A 14,154-nucleotide genomic window follows, 5' to 3' on the forward strand; every position below is an offset into this window, starting at 1 on the left:
TATGGACGACATCCTCCCGCCCACGTACACCGACTACTCCACCGGCGAACCCCTCGTCGACACCAAGGCCCCGGGCGGCCCCGTCGCCGAGCGCTGGGACACCCGCCGCTTCGAGGCCAAGCTGGTCAACCCGGCCAACCGCCGCAAGCACACGGTCATCGTCGTCGGCACCGGGCTCGCGGGCGGCGCCGCCGGCGCCACCCTCGCCGAACAGGGCTACCACGTCGTCCAGTTCTGCTACCAGGACTCGCCGCGCCGCGCCCACTCCATCGCCGCCCAGGGCGGTATCAACGCCGCGAAGAACTACCGCAACGACGGCGACTCCATCCACCGCCTCTTCTACGACACCGTCAAGGGCGGCGACTTCAGGGCCCGCGAGTCCAACGTCCACCGGCTCGCCCAGATCTCCGTCGAGATCATCGACCAGTGCGTCGCCCAGGGCGTGCCCTTCGCCCGTGAGTACGGCGGTCTCCTCGACACCCGCTCGTTCGGCGGCGTCCAGGTCTCCCGCACCTTCTACGCCCGTGGCCAGACAGGTCAGCAACTGCTGCTCGGCGCCTACCAGGCGCTGTCCCGGCAGATCGCGGCCGGCACCGTCGAGATGCACCCGCGCACCGAGATGCTCGACCTGATCGTCGTCGACGGCCGGGCCCGCGGCATCGTCGCCCGCGACCTGATCTCCGGCAAGGTGTCCACGTACTTCGCCGACGCCGTCGTCCTCGCGTCCGGCGGTTACGGCAACGTCTTCTACCTCTCGACCAACGCCAAGAACAGCAACGCCACCGCCGTGTGGCGGGCCCACCGGCGCGGCGCGCACTTCGCCAACCCCTGTTTCACCCAGATCCACCCCACCTGCATCCCGCGCTCCGGCGACCACCAGTCCAAGCTCACGCTGATGAGCGAGTCGCTGCGCAACGACGGCCGCATCTGGGTGCCGAAGGCCCATGGCGACACCCGCCCGCCCGCCGAGATCCCCGAGGACGAGCGGGACTACTACCTGGAGCGGATCTACCCCTCCTTCGGCAACCTTGTGCCGCGCGACATCGCCTCCCGCGCCGCGAAGAACGTGTGCGACGAGGGCCGCGGTGTCGGCCCCGGCGGCCAGGGCGTCTACCTCGACTTCGCCGACGCGATCCGCCGGCTCGGCCGCAAGGCGGTCGAGGAGAAGTACGGCAACCTCTTCGAGATGTACGAGCGGATCACCGCCGAGGACCCGTACCAGGTACCGATGCGCATCTACCCGGCCATCCACTACACGATGGGCGGGCTCTGGGTCGACTACGACCTCCAGACCACCGTTCCCGGGCTGTTCGCGATCGGCGAGGCCAACTTCTCCGACCACGGGGCCAACCGGCTCGGCGCGTCCGCGCTCATGCAGGGCCTCGCCGACGGCTACTTCGTCCTGCCGTCCACCATCAACGACTACCTGGCCCGCAACCCGCACCAGGACACGGTCGACGACAGCCACCCGGCGGTCGCCGAGGCCGTCGCCGAGACCGAGGACCGGCTGCGGCTGCTGCTCGCCGTCGACGGCGACCGCACCCCCGACTCCTTCCACCGGGAGATCGGCGAACTGCTCTGGGAACACTGCGGGATGGCCCGCAGCGAGGTCGGACTGCGCAAGGCGCTCGACCGTATCCCGCAGATCCGCGAGGAGTTCTGGAGCCGGATCAAGGTGCCGGGCACCGGCGAGGAGTTCAACCAGTCGCTGGAGAAGGCCAATCGCATCGTCGACTACCTGGAGCTCGCCGAGCTGATGTGTCTCGACGCGCTGCACCGCGCCGAGTCCTGCGGCGGCCACTTCCGCGAGGAGTCCCAGACCGAGGGCGGCGAGGCGGAACGGCACGACGAAGCCTTCTCGTACGCGGCGGCCTGGGAGTTCACCGCCACCGGCACCGCGCCCGTCCTGCACAAGGAAGACCTCGTCTTCGAGTACGTCCACCCCACCCAGCGGAGCTACGCATGAGGCTCACCCTGCGCGTCTGGCGGCAGAGCGCCGCCGACGCCACCGGCGCCATGGTCACGTACGACATCGACGGCATCTCCGAGGACATGTCGTTCCTGGAGATGCTCGACTCGCTCAACGAGCAGCTGATCCTCGAAGGCGACGACCCGGTCGCCTTCGACCACGACTGCCGCGAAGGCATCTGCGGCGCCTGCGGTGTCGTCATCAACGGTGACGCCCACGGCCCCGAACGCACCACCACCTGCCAGCTCCACATGCGGCACTTCTCCGACGGCGACACGATCGACGTCGAGCCGTGGCGGGCCGGTGCGTTCCCCGTGGTCAAGGACCTGGTCGTGGACCGGTCGGCGTTCGACCGCATCATCGGCGCCGGCGGCTACATCAGCGCCCCCACCGGTTCCGCCCCCGAGGCGCACGCCACGCCGGTGCCCAAGGCGGACGCCGACTTCGCCTTCGAGCACGCCGAGTGCATCGGCTGCGGCGCGTGCGTGGCCGCGTGCCCCAACGGCTCGGCGATGCTCTTCACCTCGGCCAAGGTCAACCACCTCAACGTTCTCCCCCAGGGCGCGCCCGAGCGTGAGACCCGGGTCCTCGACATGGTCGCCACCATGGACGAGGAGGGCTTCGGCGGCTGCACCCTGACCGGCGAGTGCGCGACGGCCTGCCCGAAGGGCATCCCGCTGCCGTCGATCACGGCGATGAACAAGGAGTGGCTGCGGGCGACGCGCAAGGTGGCCCGGTAGGGCGTCACCACGCCTCAACCCGCGGAATCGGCCGCCGTGTTGGGGACAGGGACCCGGGTCAGTCCCGCGACCCCTGCCAGGCGGGTGAAGGAGTCCAGGAGCGCGTCGCGGTCGTACGTGCTGGTCGTCAGCAGCACCTCGTCCGCGTCGGTCTCCTTGATCACCGCCTCCAGGGCGGCGGCCACCTGCTCCTCCGTGCCCTGGACATGGCCGCGCAGCCCCGACTCGTAGAACTCCCGCTCCTTGGCGGTCATCGTCAGCGTCTCGATCCGCTCCGCGGGTGCGAGCGGCGGGAAGACGCCCCGGGTGCGGGAGTGGGCCATCGACCAGGCCTCCGGGATCAGCAGGCGGCGTGCCTCCTCCTCGGTCGCGGCGACCGCGACCGTGCCCGAGATGACCACGTGCGGGCGGTCCGCCCAGGGGGAGGGGCGGAAGCCCTCGCGGTAGCGCTCGACCGCCCGCAGCATGCGGTCACGGCCGCGCAGGTCGCCGACGACCATGGGCAGACCCGCCGCGGCGGCGATGTCGGCGCCCTCGCCCATCGCCAGGACGAACGGTTCCGGGCGCAGGCCCTCGGCGGGCAGGGCGTGCACCTGCGGGTAGAGACGCTGGTCGCCGGTGAACCAGCCGAGGAACTCCTCGACGCGTTCGGCGAAGTCCGCGAGATCCATGGCGCCCTTGTCCTTGCCGAGCGCCCGGCGTATCCCGTCCGTGAAGCCGACCGACCGGCCGAGGCCCATGTCGATCCGCCCGGGGAACAGCGACTCAAGCACCCCGAACTGCTCGGCCACGACCAGCGGCCGGTGGTTGGGGAGCATCACCCCGCCCGTACCGACGCGGATCGTGGAGGTCGCCGCGGCGACGGCAGCCGCCAGCACGGTGGGCGCCGAGCCCGCGACACCGGGCACGCTGTGGTGCTCGGAGACCCAGAAGCGGTGGTAGCCCAGCGCCTCCAGCCGCCGTGCGAGGCGCACCGTGTCACGCAGTGCCTCGGAAGCGTCCCGGCCCTCCCGGGTGCGGGAGCGGTCGAGTACGGAGAACGGGATGTTCGCGATCGCTGAGCTCACACTCTGTTCAACACCGATGCGGCGCGGGGATTCCCCGGGCCCTCTCCAAGGGCTGTCCCGTAATCCCCGGTGGATCAGCGCACGGCGTCGGATGCGGTGCATCGCAAGGCGGAGGGTCGTCCTCATACTGGGCGTATTCGGGCGATCCGACAACGCGGCGAGGTGCCGTAGCCGACATCGTGCGCCCGCCGGGGATTACGGGACAGTCCTTAGGCTGGGCGTGTGACGGACAATGGAAGACCACTGGCGGTATTCGATCTGGACGGGACGCTCGCGGAGACCGCGCACCGCCAGCACTTCCTGGAGCGCAAGCCGAAGGACTGGAACGGTTTCTTCGACGCGGCGGGGGACGACACGCCGCTCGCCGAGGGCGTGGCGCTGGTCCTGGCGAGCGCGCGGGAGTGCGAGGTCGTCTATCTGACGGGCCGTCCCGAGCGCTGCCGCGAGGACACCCTCACGTGGCTGAGCGCGAACGGGCTCCCCGACGGCCGGCTGTTCATGCGCCGCAACGACGACCGGAGGCCGGCCCGCACGACCAAGGTGGAGCGGCTGGGCAAGCTGGCCGCGGGCCGGGAGATCCGCATGCTCGTGGACGACGACGAGCTGGTGTGCGACGCCGTGGAACGCGCGGGCTTCCGGGTCGTACGCGCCCGCTGGGCGAGTACGTCGCAAGCGCTGAAGGACGGGCAGGAGCGCGAGGGGCGCACCTGAGGGGCCCGGCCCGCCCACGGGCCCGTCGCCCCCCGACCGGCCGGTGGGGCGGTGCGCCCGGTTCAGCCCGCCGTGTCGCCGTCCTCCAGGCGGAAGCCGACCTTGAGTCCGACCTGGTAGTGCTGGATCCGGCCGCCGGCGATATGCCCGCGTACCTGTGTCACCTCGAACCAGTCCAGCTCCCGGAGGGTCTCGGACGCCCGGCCGATCCCGTTGCGGATGGCCTCGTCGACGCCCACCTCTGAGGTGCCGTAGATCTCGGTGACCCGGTAGGTGTGGTTGCTCATGGGGGTCGTTCTCCTCTTCGCGCGGTCGCGGGTCTCACCCCACCGTGCCCCACGATCAGGCGCCGCGCGCGGCAGGAGAGGGGTGCGGTAGGGGTCCCGGGAGCTGCGCGGGGCTTGACCGGTTACCTGGTCCATACCAAAATCGCCGAATGCCCGTGCGAGCACTCTTGCTCCCCCCACGTCGGGTTTCTCTCCTACGTGCCCGCACGCCAGAAGGTGACCTACGTGAAGAACCGCTTCCTTGTCGGCTCCGCCGTGTTCGTGTCCTCCATCGCCCTCGCGGGATGCGGCATGCTCCCCGGTGACGACGAGAAGGTCATCACCATCTGGCTCATGAAGGACAGCGTCTCCACCGAGTTCCTGGAGCGGTTCACCGAGGCGTACGAGGAGGAGAACCCCTCGGTCCGGCTGGAGGTCAAGATCCAGGAGTGGACCGGGATCGGCAAGAAGGTGATGGCCGCGCTGGAGGACGACGACGCGCCGGACATCATCGAGGTCGGCAACACACAGGTCGCCCAGTACGCGGAGAGCGACGGTCTGCGGGACCTCACCCTGGAGTCCGTACGCGACCTGGGAAGTGAGGACTGGCTGCCGGGTCTCGCCGAACCCGGCAGCATCAACGGCTCCCAGTTCGGCATCCCTTGGTACGCGGCCAACCGCGTCGTGATCTACAACAAGGACCTCTTCGCACAGGCCGGTATCGAGGAGCCGCCCAAGACCCGCGAGGAGTGGCTGGACATCACCGCCGAACTCGACAAGGGCGCCCAGCAGGGCATCTACCTCGCCGGTCAGGACTGGTACACCCTCTCCGGCTTCATCTGGGACGAGGGCGGCGAGCTGGCGGTCGAGTCGGGCGGAGAGTGGGAGGGCCGGCTCGACACCCCCGAGGCGATCAACGGCATGAAGTTCTACAAGGAGTTGCAGGCACTCGGCGACGGCCCCAAGGACTCCGACGAGGTAACCCCGGTGCAGGAGGAGGAGTTCGCCAGGGGCGACATCGCGCAGATGATCGACACCCCCAACTCCGCCGTCCAGATCGAGGAGAAGAACCCCGACCTCAAGGGCAAGCTCGGCTTCTTCCCGATCCCCGGCAAGACCTCCGCGGCGCCCGGCTCCGTCTTCACCGGCGGCTCCGACCTCATCGTCCCCAAGAACTCCTCCCACCGGTCCGCCGCCGTCGAGGTCGTCAAGGCACTGGCCGGCGAGAAGTGGCAGACGGATCTCGCCAGGACCATGAGCTACGTGCCGAACAAGACGACCCTCGCGGGCGTCATCGAGGGCCAGGAGGCGACGGCCGCGATGGCCGCCGGCGCCGCACAGGGACGGGCCACGCCCAACTCGCCGAAGTGGGCCGATGTCGAGCTGGACAACCCGATCAAGCCGTACATGACCGCCGTCCTCCAGGGTGAGGACCCGAAGACCGCCGCCGAGGCGGCCGTCGAGAAGATCTCCGCGGCGCTGCGGTAGATTCGGGGGTCCGGGGCGCTCCACCGGGTCGGCGGACCGCCCCCGGGCCCGGCGGGCGCATCGAAGCTCCCGTTCCGGGACGGCCGCTTTACCAACCCATTACCCGTTGGTTCCGGCCATTCAGCCGTCCCACATCCCCGCTCCGCCAGGCTGTCATGTCGAATCCAGCCGGTCACGGAAGAAACAAGGTGCCGGGGCGCCGCACCAGCGGCGTCCCACCACCGCTCGTTCCTTTTGTCCGGCACAGGAGACCTCTATGTCCGCCTCGCCCGCCGTCGTCCCCGCCCCCCTCCCCACGGCACCCCCGCAGCTCCCGCTCCCCGCCCCGGCACCCGACCCCGACCAGCGCTATCTCGTCTCCCTGGCCCGCGACCAGGAGGACGTACGCGCCGCGCAGCGCCTGCGCTACATGGTCTTCGCCGGCGAGATGGGTGCGCACATCGAGGCGCCCGAGCCCGGCCTCGACAGCGACGCCTTCGACGCGCACTGCGACCACCTGCTGGTACGCGAGGCCGAGACCGGCGAGGTCGTGGGGACGTACCGGCTCCTGCCGCCCGACCGCGCCCGCGTCGCCGGACGGCTCTATTCCGAGAGCGAGTTCGACCTCCAGAGGCTCGACCACATACGCGACGACCTCGTCGAGGTCGGCCGCTCCTGCGTCCACCCCCTGCACCGCAACGGCGCCGTCATCGCGCTCATCTGGGCCGGGCTCGCCCGCTACATGACCCGCACCGGGCACAACTGGATGGCGGGCTGCTGCTCCCTGCCGCTCGGCGACGGCGGCGCCCTCGCGTCGGCGACCTGGAACACGGTCAAGGACCGCAATCTCGCGCCCGAGGAGTACTGGGTCACCCCGCACCGTCTCTGGACCCCCGACAGCGAGACCCTGCCGGCGGCGCGGGCCGAACTCCCCGCGCTGCTCCGCGGCTACCTCAGGCTCGGTGCCTGGGTCTGCGGCGCGCCCGCGCACGACCCGGAGTTCGGGGTCGCCGACCTGTACGTCCTGCTGTCGCTGCGCCGCACCAACCCCCGCTACCTGCGGCACTTCCTCTCGCTCGCCCCGGCGCGATGAGCGCCTGGCTGCCCACGGCGCCCTGTACCCCGCGGCTCTGCGCCCCTCTCCCGGACGCTCCGCGCCGGGGCCCGGTCGCCGCTTCCGCGCGCCTTGCGGCCGGCCTCGGCGCCGTGATCGCCGGGACCCTGCTCATCCCCCTCGTCGCGCTGTTCGACGCCGGTGTGCGCGACCGGCTGACCCGCCGGTGGACATGTACCGTGATCCGGCTCTTCGGGGTGCGCGTCCAGGCCGGCGGGACACCGCCCGGCGCCCCGGCCGCGGCTTCCGGCGAAGCGCCGCGAGGGGTGCTCGTCGTCGCCAACCACATCTCCTGGCTGGACATCCCGCTCGTCGCGACCCTGCTCCCCGGCCGGCTGCTGGCCAAGAGCGACATCCGGCGCTGGCCCGTCCTCGGTGTGGTGGCGGCACTCGGCGGCACCCTCTTCGTGGAGCGCGACCGGCTCCGCGCGCTGCCGGACACGGTGCGCGACGTGCGTGACGCCCTGCGCGCGGGCTCCCGTGTGATCGTCTTCCCCGAGGGCAGCACCTGGTGCGGCAGGGACCAGGGCCGGTTCACCGCGGCCATGTTCCAGGCCGCGCTGGACGCGGGGGCGGCCGTCCTTCCCGTACGGATCGGCTACAGCCCGCTGGGTCCCGCCGCCTTCGTCGGGGACGACCCGCTCGCGGCCTCACTGTGGCGCGCGGTGCTGACCCGGGGGCTCACGGCGGAGATCGAGGTCCTGCCCCTGATCCCCGCCGGGAGCCACCCGGACCGGCGCTCACTGGCGCGCGCGGCCCAGAGTGCTGTCACCCGGGCCGGCGGCGACCGGACCGGCGTTGTTCACGCGGCTGTCTCTCGCACCGCGGTCCCATCCTCCGCGGTCCCTCACACCGCCGTCGCCAGCGACAGCGCGAACCGTTCCGCCTCGTCCGTCCACCAGTGCGCCAACTCCATCCCCGCACCGGCCAGTTCGGTACGAACACTGTCCTCGGTGAACTTCGCGGACACCTCCGTACGCATCTCCTCACCCGCCTCGAAGGCGACCACCAGGTCCAGTTCGCGAATCTTCACGGTGAGGGCCCGGCGCGCCCTGAGCCGCATCTCGATCCACCGCTGATCGCTGTTCCAGAGCGCCACATGGTCGAAGTCCGCCGGGTCGAAGTCGGCCCCCAGCTCCCGGTCGACGACGGCCAGCACGTTCTTGTTGAAGGCCGCCGTCACACCTGACGCATCGTCATAGGCCCTGACCAGTACGGACTCGTCCTTGACGAGATCCGTCCCCAGGAGCAGCGCGTCGCCGGGCACGAGCATCGCGCGTACGGACGCGAGGAAGTCCGCGCGCTCGTCGGGCAGCAGATTCCCGATCGTGCCCCCGAGGAACGCGACCAGTCGCGGCCCCGGTGTGTCCGGCAGCTCCAGCTCCTTGGTGAAGTCGGCGATGAGCGCGTGCACCTGGAGGCCGGGACGCTCGACGAGCAGCGACTCGGCGGCCCCGACGAGCGCGCTCTCGCTCACGTCCACCGGTACGTAGGCGTGCGGCACCGGCAGTTCGTCGAGCAGGTGCCGGGTCTTCTCCGAGGACCCCGACCCCAGCTCGACCAGCGTGCGGGCCCCCGTCGCCGCCGCGATCTCCGGCGCGCGGGCGAGCAGGATCTCCCGCTCGGCGCGCGTCGGGTAGTACTCGTCGAGGGTGGTGATCTCCTCGAAGAGCTCGCTGCCCCTGGCGTCGTAGAACCACTTGGGCGGCAGGGACTTGGGCGTACGGGTCAGCCCGTGCAGCACATCGGCGCGCAGCGCGGCGTCGGTGGCGTCCTCGGGCAGGGTGCGGGTCAGCTGGTACGGGCTCACGAGGGGGGCTCCTTGAGGGGAGTGAGCAGGACGTCGGTGCGGGTCGCCACCAGCAGCGTGCGGTCGGGGACTTCGCACCACCGCGGATCGTCGTCGTACGGCTCCGAGGCGACGACCGTGCTCCGGCCGGGCTCGGCGAGATACCAGAGCGTGTCCCCCCAGGCGGTCGCCGTGACCGTCGCACCGTCCGTGAGCAGCAGGTTCAGCCGGGAGTCTGGCGCGGCCTCGGCCACCTCCAGGACCGTGTCGGTCAGGGCCTGCCCCATCCCGTCGCCGTCCCGCAGCCGGTGCAGCACCAGCGCCCACACGAGCGCCGAGTCGGTCCGGGCGTCCAGCGACAGCAGTTCGGCGGGGGAGAGGGCGGCGGCCGGTGCCGTCAGGCTCGACGGCCAGCCCCGTACGGCGCCGTTGTGGCTGAAGAGCCACGGTCCGGAAGCGAACGGCGCCGCCGCCGCCTCGCCGTCCGAGCCCGCCTCGGTGGCGTCCCGCACGGCCGCGAGCACCGCACCGCTCCTGACCACCCTCGCCAGGTCGACGACGCTCTGATCGCCCCAGATGGGGCCCGTGCGGCGGTAGCGCGCGGGCAGCGGATCACCGTCCGCGTACCAACCGACCCCGAAACCGTCGGCGTTGACCGTCCCGTTCCGCTGCCGGCGCGGCTCCCAGGACTGCCGGTACAGCGCGTACTCGGGGGTAATCAGCACCTCGCGCAGCGCGACCGGCGTTCCCACATAGGCGATATGACGGCACATCACGCGTCCCCGGCCGAACGGGCGGTACGGAACCCGGCGAAGATCTGCCGGCGCACCGGCAGGTCCCAGTTGCGGAAGGTGCCGCGGGAGGCCACATCACCCACGGCGAACGAGCCGCCGCGCAGCACCTTGTGCGCCCCGCCGAAGAACACCTCCGAGTACTCCCGGTAGGGGAAGGCGACAAAGCCGGGGTAGGGAAGGAAGTCGCTCGACGTCCACTCCCACACGTCACCGATCAACTGCCGTACGCCCAGCGGCGACGCGCCCCGCGGATAGCTGCCGGCGGGCGCGGGCCGCAGATGGCGCTGGCCGAGGTTGGCGCGCTCGGGCGTCGGGTCCTCGTCGCCCCACGGGTACCGCCTTGAGCGGCCGCTGACCGGGTCGTGCCGGGCGGCCTTCTCCCACTCCTCCTCGGTCGGCAGCCTCCGTCCGGCCCAGCGGGCGTAGGCGTCCGCCTCGTACCAGCTGACGTGCAGCACCGGCTCGTCGGCCGGGACGGGCTCGACCGTGCCGAAGCGGCGGCGCGTCCACTGCCCGGCCTCCCGCCGCCAGAACAGCGGTGCGGCGATGTCGTGTTCACGGATCTGGTCCCAGCCGGCCGGGGCCCACCAGCGTTCGTCGGTGTAGCCGCCGTCCTCGATGAACCGCAGATAGTCACCGTTGGTCACCGGCACGGTGTCCAGGTGGAAAGCGGGCACCAGCCGGTGGTGCGCGGGCCGTTCGTTGTCCAGCGCCCACGGCTCGGCCGAGGTGCCCATGGTGAACTGCCCGGCCGGGATCAGGATCTCGGCAGGCAGGTCCGCCGCGTCCACCGGTTCGGCGGCCGGGGGCTCCGGCGCCGTCAGCGCGGCGGGGCCGCGGCGCAGCTGATGGGTGATCAGCATCGTCTCGTCGTGCTGCTGTTCGTGCTGCGCGATCATCCCGAAGGCGAATCCCGCGTCCAGCAGGGGACCGCCGCGCAGCGGGCTGCTGTCGAGGATGTCCAGGACCCGGCCCCGGATGTCCGAGGCGTAGGCGCGCGCCTCACGGGGCGCGAGCAGCGGGAGCGTGGGACGCAGCGCCCGGGGATGCTCGAACGCGTCGTACACGGAGTCGATCTCCGGCCTGACGGCCTCCCGGCCGCCGACCGTACGGAGCAGCCACTGCTCCTCCTGATTGCCGATATGGGCCAGGTCCCAGACCAGCGGTGACATCAACGGCGAGTGCTGCGCGGTCAGTTCGGGCTCGTCCACGCAGGAGGTGAGGAGTGCGGTGCGCTCGCGCGCGGTGGTCAGGGCGTCGAAGGCCCGGCGCCGCAGCGCGTCGACGGATATCCCGTCCGTGGTCCCGTCCGCCGTCTCGGCCGGTGTCCCGGCGTTCTCGGTCATGTGCGGATTTCCTTCCCGGTTTCGGGGACGTGCGTGTCGTCGGCGGGGCAGCGGCCCGGCAGGACGTACCGCTCGTTGAAGGCCGCGACGGCCTCCTGAACGGCCTCGGTGGCGCCCGTACGGGGCAGCGCCTGAAGCGCGACGGCGAAGCACTCCACCGCCGCCGCGTGCAGCTCCGGGTCGCTGAGGCCGTCGCGGGCGGCCGTGACCCAGAGCGGATTGCCCGGCGCGGGCAGCGGGCCAGCCGTCTCGGCGAGCGTCTTCACGGTGCGGTAGACCGTCTCGGCGGCCTCGGGGTCGTCGAACAGCGCGGTGGTCACCGCCAGCGGCACCATCCAGCCGTCGGTGCCCGGCTGGGCGTCGATCATCCGCAGCTCCAGATGACCGCGCGGGCGAACCGGCGGGAAGAGGGTGGAGATGTGGTAGTCGAGATCGGCACGGACCGCCGGGCGGGGCAGCCCGGAGCGGATCCACTCCCGGAAGGTCAGCCCCTCGGGAACCTCCCAGGGACCGACCGGGGTCCGGACGCACATCACCGGCGCGTCCAGGACGTACGCCGCCCACGCGGCCCGCGGCTCCCGCCGCAGAGCGGGCGCCTTGGTGCGGGCCGGATCGAGGTCCGCCCACAGCGCCTGCCGGGTGGAGCGCCAGCCGGTGGCACGGCGCGCCTGGACGGGCGAGTTGGCGAACGCGGCCACCAGCACCGCGCCCAGCAGATGGGCGAGCTGCCAGCGTCTGCCGTACCCGAGAGGGCCCGGCTCCTCGGTACCCGCGTCGAGGCACACCTGGACGGAGGCGGAGGAACGCATCATGGCGCGGCCCGAGGGGCCGATCCGGTCGAGGTAGGTCTCCATCGCGTCGTACCGCGGCTCCTGGAGGAGCCTGCCCGGTGAGTGCCACGGATCCTGTCCGAAGCCGGTGAGCGTGAGACCGGCCGTACGCAGTTCACGGCGTACGGCGGCGAGGTCCGCCGCTGTGGAGTTGACGCACTCCATCAGGGAGGAGGCGGGCGCCGAGCTGAGTTCCAGCTGACCGCCCGGTTCGAAAGTCAGCGCCGATCGCAGGGGCACGTCACGAAGGCCGGCATAGGCCTTGTCGAGACGCTCGGCCCGAACGGGCAGTTCGGGGTCGTACAGATCGTGCACGAGCCATTCCAGTTCGACACCCACGATGCGGGGCGGACCTGTCTTGAAACATATGCCGCGCAGCAGCGCCTCGGCGTCGTCCTCGGTGAGAGACGGGCCCGCAGCTGCGATTTCCTCCGACGACATGGCCGGATCCTCCTGTCGAAGACCGTGCCCAAACCCCGTCCCCGGGGTTCGGGGCGGGGCACTGCGTTCCAACCTAAGGCCACTCCCGGTGATCCGCACAAGAGTGCCCCCGCGGGCGGGAAACCTGGTTGCCCCGAGCGTGTTTTCTCCCCCAGGATGCCTGGCATGAGCGCACGTCTGCGGGGGATCGCGAAGCACACCGAGGAGATTGTCGAGGCGGGCGGATACCGCGCGGAGGACGGCCGCCAGGTGTCACTCGCGGCGCTGCTGACCGCCGCGACCGAGGGCACGCGGCTGTACGGGCCCGAGCCCGTACCGGTCACCCCGGACACCTCCCGTACGACATCCTTCGAGGTCACCGGCGAGAGCAGCCTCCAGGCCGCCCGGCGGATCACCTCGGCGGCGCCGGGTCCCGTGGCCGTTCTGAACTTCGCCTCGGCGCGCAACCCGGGCGGCGGCTACCTGAACGGCGCACAGGCCCAGGAAGAGGCGCTCTGCCGGGCCTCCGCCCTCTACGTCACCCTGCTGCGCGCCCCGGACTACTACGCGCGCCACCGCGCCGACCGCAGCCCGTTCTACAGCGACCGCGTGATCCACTCGCCCGGGGTACCCGTCTTCCGCGACGACCGGGGGCGGCTGCTCGACGTCCCGTTCACCGTCGGTTTCCTCACCTCGCCCGCCCCGAACGCCGGGGTCGTCGCGCGCGACCGGCCCGAGGAGAGCCCGCGAATTCCGGCCACGCTGGCGGCCCGCGCCGAGCGGGTCCTGGAGGTGGCGGTGACCGGTGGGTACCGGCGCCTCGTGCTCGGGGCATGGGGGTGCGGGGTCTTCCGCAACGACCCGGCGGAGGTGGCCGGCGCCTTCCGGGCGCTGCTCGTCGCGCCGCCGGACGGGTCCGGAGCGGGCGGCGGCCGGTTCTCGGGCCACTTCGACCAGGTCGTCTTCGCGGTGCTCGACCGGACGGCCGATTCCGCCACGTCGGCCGCTTTCCGGCGTACGTTCGCGGACGTGGCCAGCGACGTCGTCCACGACGTCGCGAGGGACGGCGCGAGGGACGGCGCCGAGGACGCGGCCGAGGACGGACCGGGCGGCTCGGGCCCCGGCGGATCGGGCGGCCCCCGCATACCGGCTCAGCGCCAGCCGTAACGCTCCCGCAGCCGCCGTACGACCCGGCCGAACCGCCCCCGGTCGAGCGCGCACGCCTCCCGCCGCATGCCCTTGTCGTGGATCCGCAGCACCCGGTCGAGGTCCACCCACGACTCACGGCCCTGCCGGTCCCACGGCCCGACCCCGATCGGCACCCACTCGTGGTCCCGGTCGTGCCGCTTGCTGGACAGCTGCACGGCGAGCAGGGTCCCGGCCGGTTCGCGGGCCACGACGAGGACCGGCCGGTCCTTGCCGCGCCCGTCGTTCTCCTCATAAGGCACCCAGGTCCAGACGATCTCGCCGGGATCCGGATCGCCGTCCTTGTCGGGCGCGTACGAGGTGCGTACGGGCCCCACGTCGCGCGGATCGGCCTCGGTGGTGGCGGAGGGACCGCTCCTGCCGGGGAGTTGGGGCTCGGGGGAGTGGTCGGGGGCGCCGGAGTCGGTGAAGGGCTTCATCCGACCGAAGGTAGAG

General features: G+C 71.7%; 13 protein-coding genes and 1 pseudogene. 7 read left to right on the top strand and 7 right to left on the bottom strand.

Translation table 11 applies throughout. From position 1 onward, the window contains the following. Position 1 precedes the first annotated feature (1 nt). Together IEY79_RS17940 and IEY79_RS17945 are read left to right on the top strand one after the other, a co-directional pair. Entirely contained in the window at positions 2-1,966 is a 1,965-nt protein-coding gene (locus IEY79_RS17940) for a fumarate reductase/succinate dehydrogenase flavoprotein subunit (RefSeq protein WP_189108501.1), read from the top strand. Then, a complete protein-coding gene (locus IEY79_RS17945; RefSeq protein WP_189108502.1) occupies positions 1,963-2,709 on the top strand; it encodes a succinate dehydrogenase/fumarate reductase iron-sulfur subunit in 747 nt (248 codons plus the stop codon). The genes IEY79_RS17940 and IEY79_RS17945 overlap by 4 nt, the downstream gene beginning before the upstream one ends. Positions 2,710-2,723: 14 nt before the next feature. Here the strand turns inward: IEY79_RS17945 and IEY79_RS17950 are convergent, their stop codons facing one another. Then, positions 2,724-3,776: an LLM class flavin-dependent oxidoreductase gene (locus IEY79_RS17950; RefSeq protein WP_229700938.1), complete on the bottom strand. Its 1,053-nt coding sequence runs from the start codon at positions 3,774-3,776 to the stop codon at positions 2,724-2,726. Between the two features lie 222 nt (positions 3,777-3,998). On the opposite strand from IEY79_RS17950, the gene IEY79_RS17955 reads away from it, so the two are divergent. After that, complete coding sequence (locus tag IEY79_RS17955; protein ID WP_189108504.1) at positions 3,999-4,487, top strand: phosphatase domain-containing protein; 489 nt, start codon at positions 3,999-4,001, stop codon at positions 4,485-4,487. A gap of 62 nt (positions 4,488-4,549) precedes the next feature. On the opposite strand, the gene IEY79_RS17960 is transcribed toward IEY79_RS17955, so the two are convergent. Continuing rightward, the gene (locus tag IEY79_RS17960; RefSeq protein WP_189108505.1) at positions 4,550-4,774 is read right to left on the bottom strand and encodes a dodecin; all 225 of its coding nucleotides are present in this window, start codon (positions 4,772-4,774) and stop codon (positions 4,550-4,552) included. Positions 4,775-4,999: 225 nt separating this feature from the next. On the opposite strand from IEY79_RS17960, the gene IEY79_RS17965 reads away from it, so the two are divergent. From IEY79_RS17965 to IEY79_RS38200, 3 genes and pseudogenes are all read left to right on the top strand, one after another. Further along, positions 5,000-6,241 (top strand): extracellular solute-binding protein, encoded by a 1,242-nt coding sequence (locus IEY79_RS17965; RefSeq protein WP_189108506.1) that lies wholly within the window; start codon positions 5,000-5,002, stop codon positions 6,239-6,241. A 256-nt stretch (positions 6,242-6,497) separates the two neighbouring features. Further along, the gene (locus tag IEY79_RS17970; RefSeq protein ID WP_189108507.1) at positions 6,498-7,313 is read left to right on the top strand and encodes a GNAT family N-acetyltransferase; all 816 of its coding nucleotides are present in this window, start codon (positions 6,498-6,500) and stop codon (positions 7,311-7,313) included. Then, positions 7,310-7,918: pseudogene (locus IEY79_RS38200) on the top strand (lysophospholipid acyltransferase family protein); the annotation flags it as partial. The gene IEY79_RS17970 and the pseudogene IEY79_RS38200, both read left to right, overlap by 4 nt. A gap of 263 nt (positions 7,919-8,181) precedes the next feature. On the opposite strand, the gene egtD reads toward IEY79_RS38200, so the two are convergent. Genes egtD through egtA form a run of 4 tightly spaced genes read right to left on the bottom strand, consistent with a single transcriptional unit; the run spans position 8,182 to position 12,534 of the window. Further along, positions 8,182-9,144 carry an L-histidine N(alpha)-methyltransferase gene (egtD, locus tag IEY79_RS17980; protein ID WP_189108508.1) on the bottom strand — a complete coding sequence of 321 codons (963 nt, stop codon included), beginning with the start codon at positions 9,142-9,144 and terminating at the stop codon, positions 8,182-8,184. Beyond that, positions 9,141-9,896: an ergothioneine biosynthesis protein EgtC gene (gene egtC / locus IEY79_RS17985; RefSeq protein WP_189108509.1), complete on the bottom strand. Its 756-nt coding sequence runs from the start codon at positions 9,894-9,896 to the stop codon at positions 9,141-9,143. Before egtC ends, egtD begins: the two co-directional genes overlap by 4 nt. After that, complete coding sequence (gene egtB, locus IEY79_RS17990) at positions 9,896-11,263, bottom strand: ergothioneine biosynthesis protein EgtB (RefSeq protein ID WP_189108510.1); 1,368 nt, start codon at positions 11,261-11,263, stop codon at positions 9,896-9,898. Before egtB ends, egtC begins: the two co-directional genes overlap by 1 nt. Further along, on the bottom strand, positions 11,260-12,534 hold the full coding sequence (egtA, locus tag IEY79_RS17995) for an ergothioneine biosynthesis glutamate--cysteine ligase EgtA (RefSeq protein WP_189108511.1): 1,275 nt from the start codon (positions 12,532-12,534) through the stop codon (positions 11,260-11,262). Before egtA ends, egtB begins: the two co-directional genes overlap by 4 nt. 165 nt (positions 12,535-12,699) lie before the next feature. Between egtA and IEY79_RS18000 the strand changes: the two genes are divergently transcribed. Next, entirely contained in the window at positions 12,700-13,680 is a 981-nt protein-coding gene (locus IEY79_RS18000; protein WP_189108512.1) for a TIGR02452 family protein, read from the top strand. Here the strand turns inward: IEY79_RS18000 and IEY79_RS18005 are convergent. After that, positions 13,665-14,138 carry a type II toxin-antitoxin system PemK/MazF family toxin gene (locus IEY79_RS18005; RefSeq protein ID WP_189108513.1) on the bottom strand — a complete coding sequence of 158 codons (474 nt, stop codon included), beginning with the start codon at positions 14,136-14,138 and terminating at the stop codon, positions 13,665-13,667. The two genes, IEY79_RS18000 and IEY79_RS18005, sit on opposite strands and share 16 nt — an antisense overlap. Between the last annotated feature and the right edge of the window lie 16 nt (positions 14,139-14,154).

Source organism: Streptomyces camponoticapitis, from assembly GCF_014646115.1.
GTDB classification, from domain to species: Bacteria; Actinomycetota; Actinomycetes; order Streptomycetales; family Streptomycetaceae; genus Streptomyces; species Streptomyces camponoticapitis.

Excerpts from the sequence above, each read along its gene's own strand:
- IEY79_RS17940 (WP_189108501.1), top strand. The coding sequence starts at position 2 with ATGGACGACATCCTCCCGCCCACGTACACCGACTACTCCACCGGCGAA.
- IEY79_RS17945 (WP_189108502.1), top strand. The coding sequence starts at position 1,963 with ATGAGGCTCACCCTGCGCGTCTGGCGGCAGAGCGCCGCCGACGCCACC.
- IEY79_RS17960 (WP_189108505.1), bottom strand. The coding sequence starts at position 4,774 with ATGAGCAACCACACCTACCGGGTCACCGAGATCTACGGCACCTCAGAG.
- IEY79_RS17970 (WP_189108507.1), top strand. The coding sequence starts at position 6,498 with ATGTCCGCCTCGCCCGCCGTCGTCCCCGCCCCCCTCCCCACGGCACCC.
- egtC (WP_189108509.1), bottom strand. The coding sequence starts at position 9,896 with ATGTGCCGTCATATCGCCTATGTGGGAACGCCGGTCGCGCTGCGCGAG.
- egtB (WP_189108510.1), bottom strand. The coding sequence starts at position 11,263 with ATGACCGAGAACGCCGGGACACCGGCCGAGACGGCGGACGGGACCACG.
- egtA (WP_189108511.1), bottom strand. The coding sequence starts at position 12,534 with ATGTCGTCGGAGGAAATCGCAGCTGCGGGCCCGTCTCTCACCGAGGAC.
- IEY79_RS18000 (WP_189108512.1), top strand. The coding sequence starts at position 12,700 with ATGAGCGCACGTCTGCGGGGGATCGCGAAGCACACCGAGGAGATTGTC.
- IEY79_RS18005 (WP_189108513.1), bottom strand. The coding sequence starts at position 14,138 with ATGAAGCCCTTCACCGACTCCGGCGCCCCCGACCACTCCCCCGAGCCC.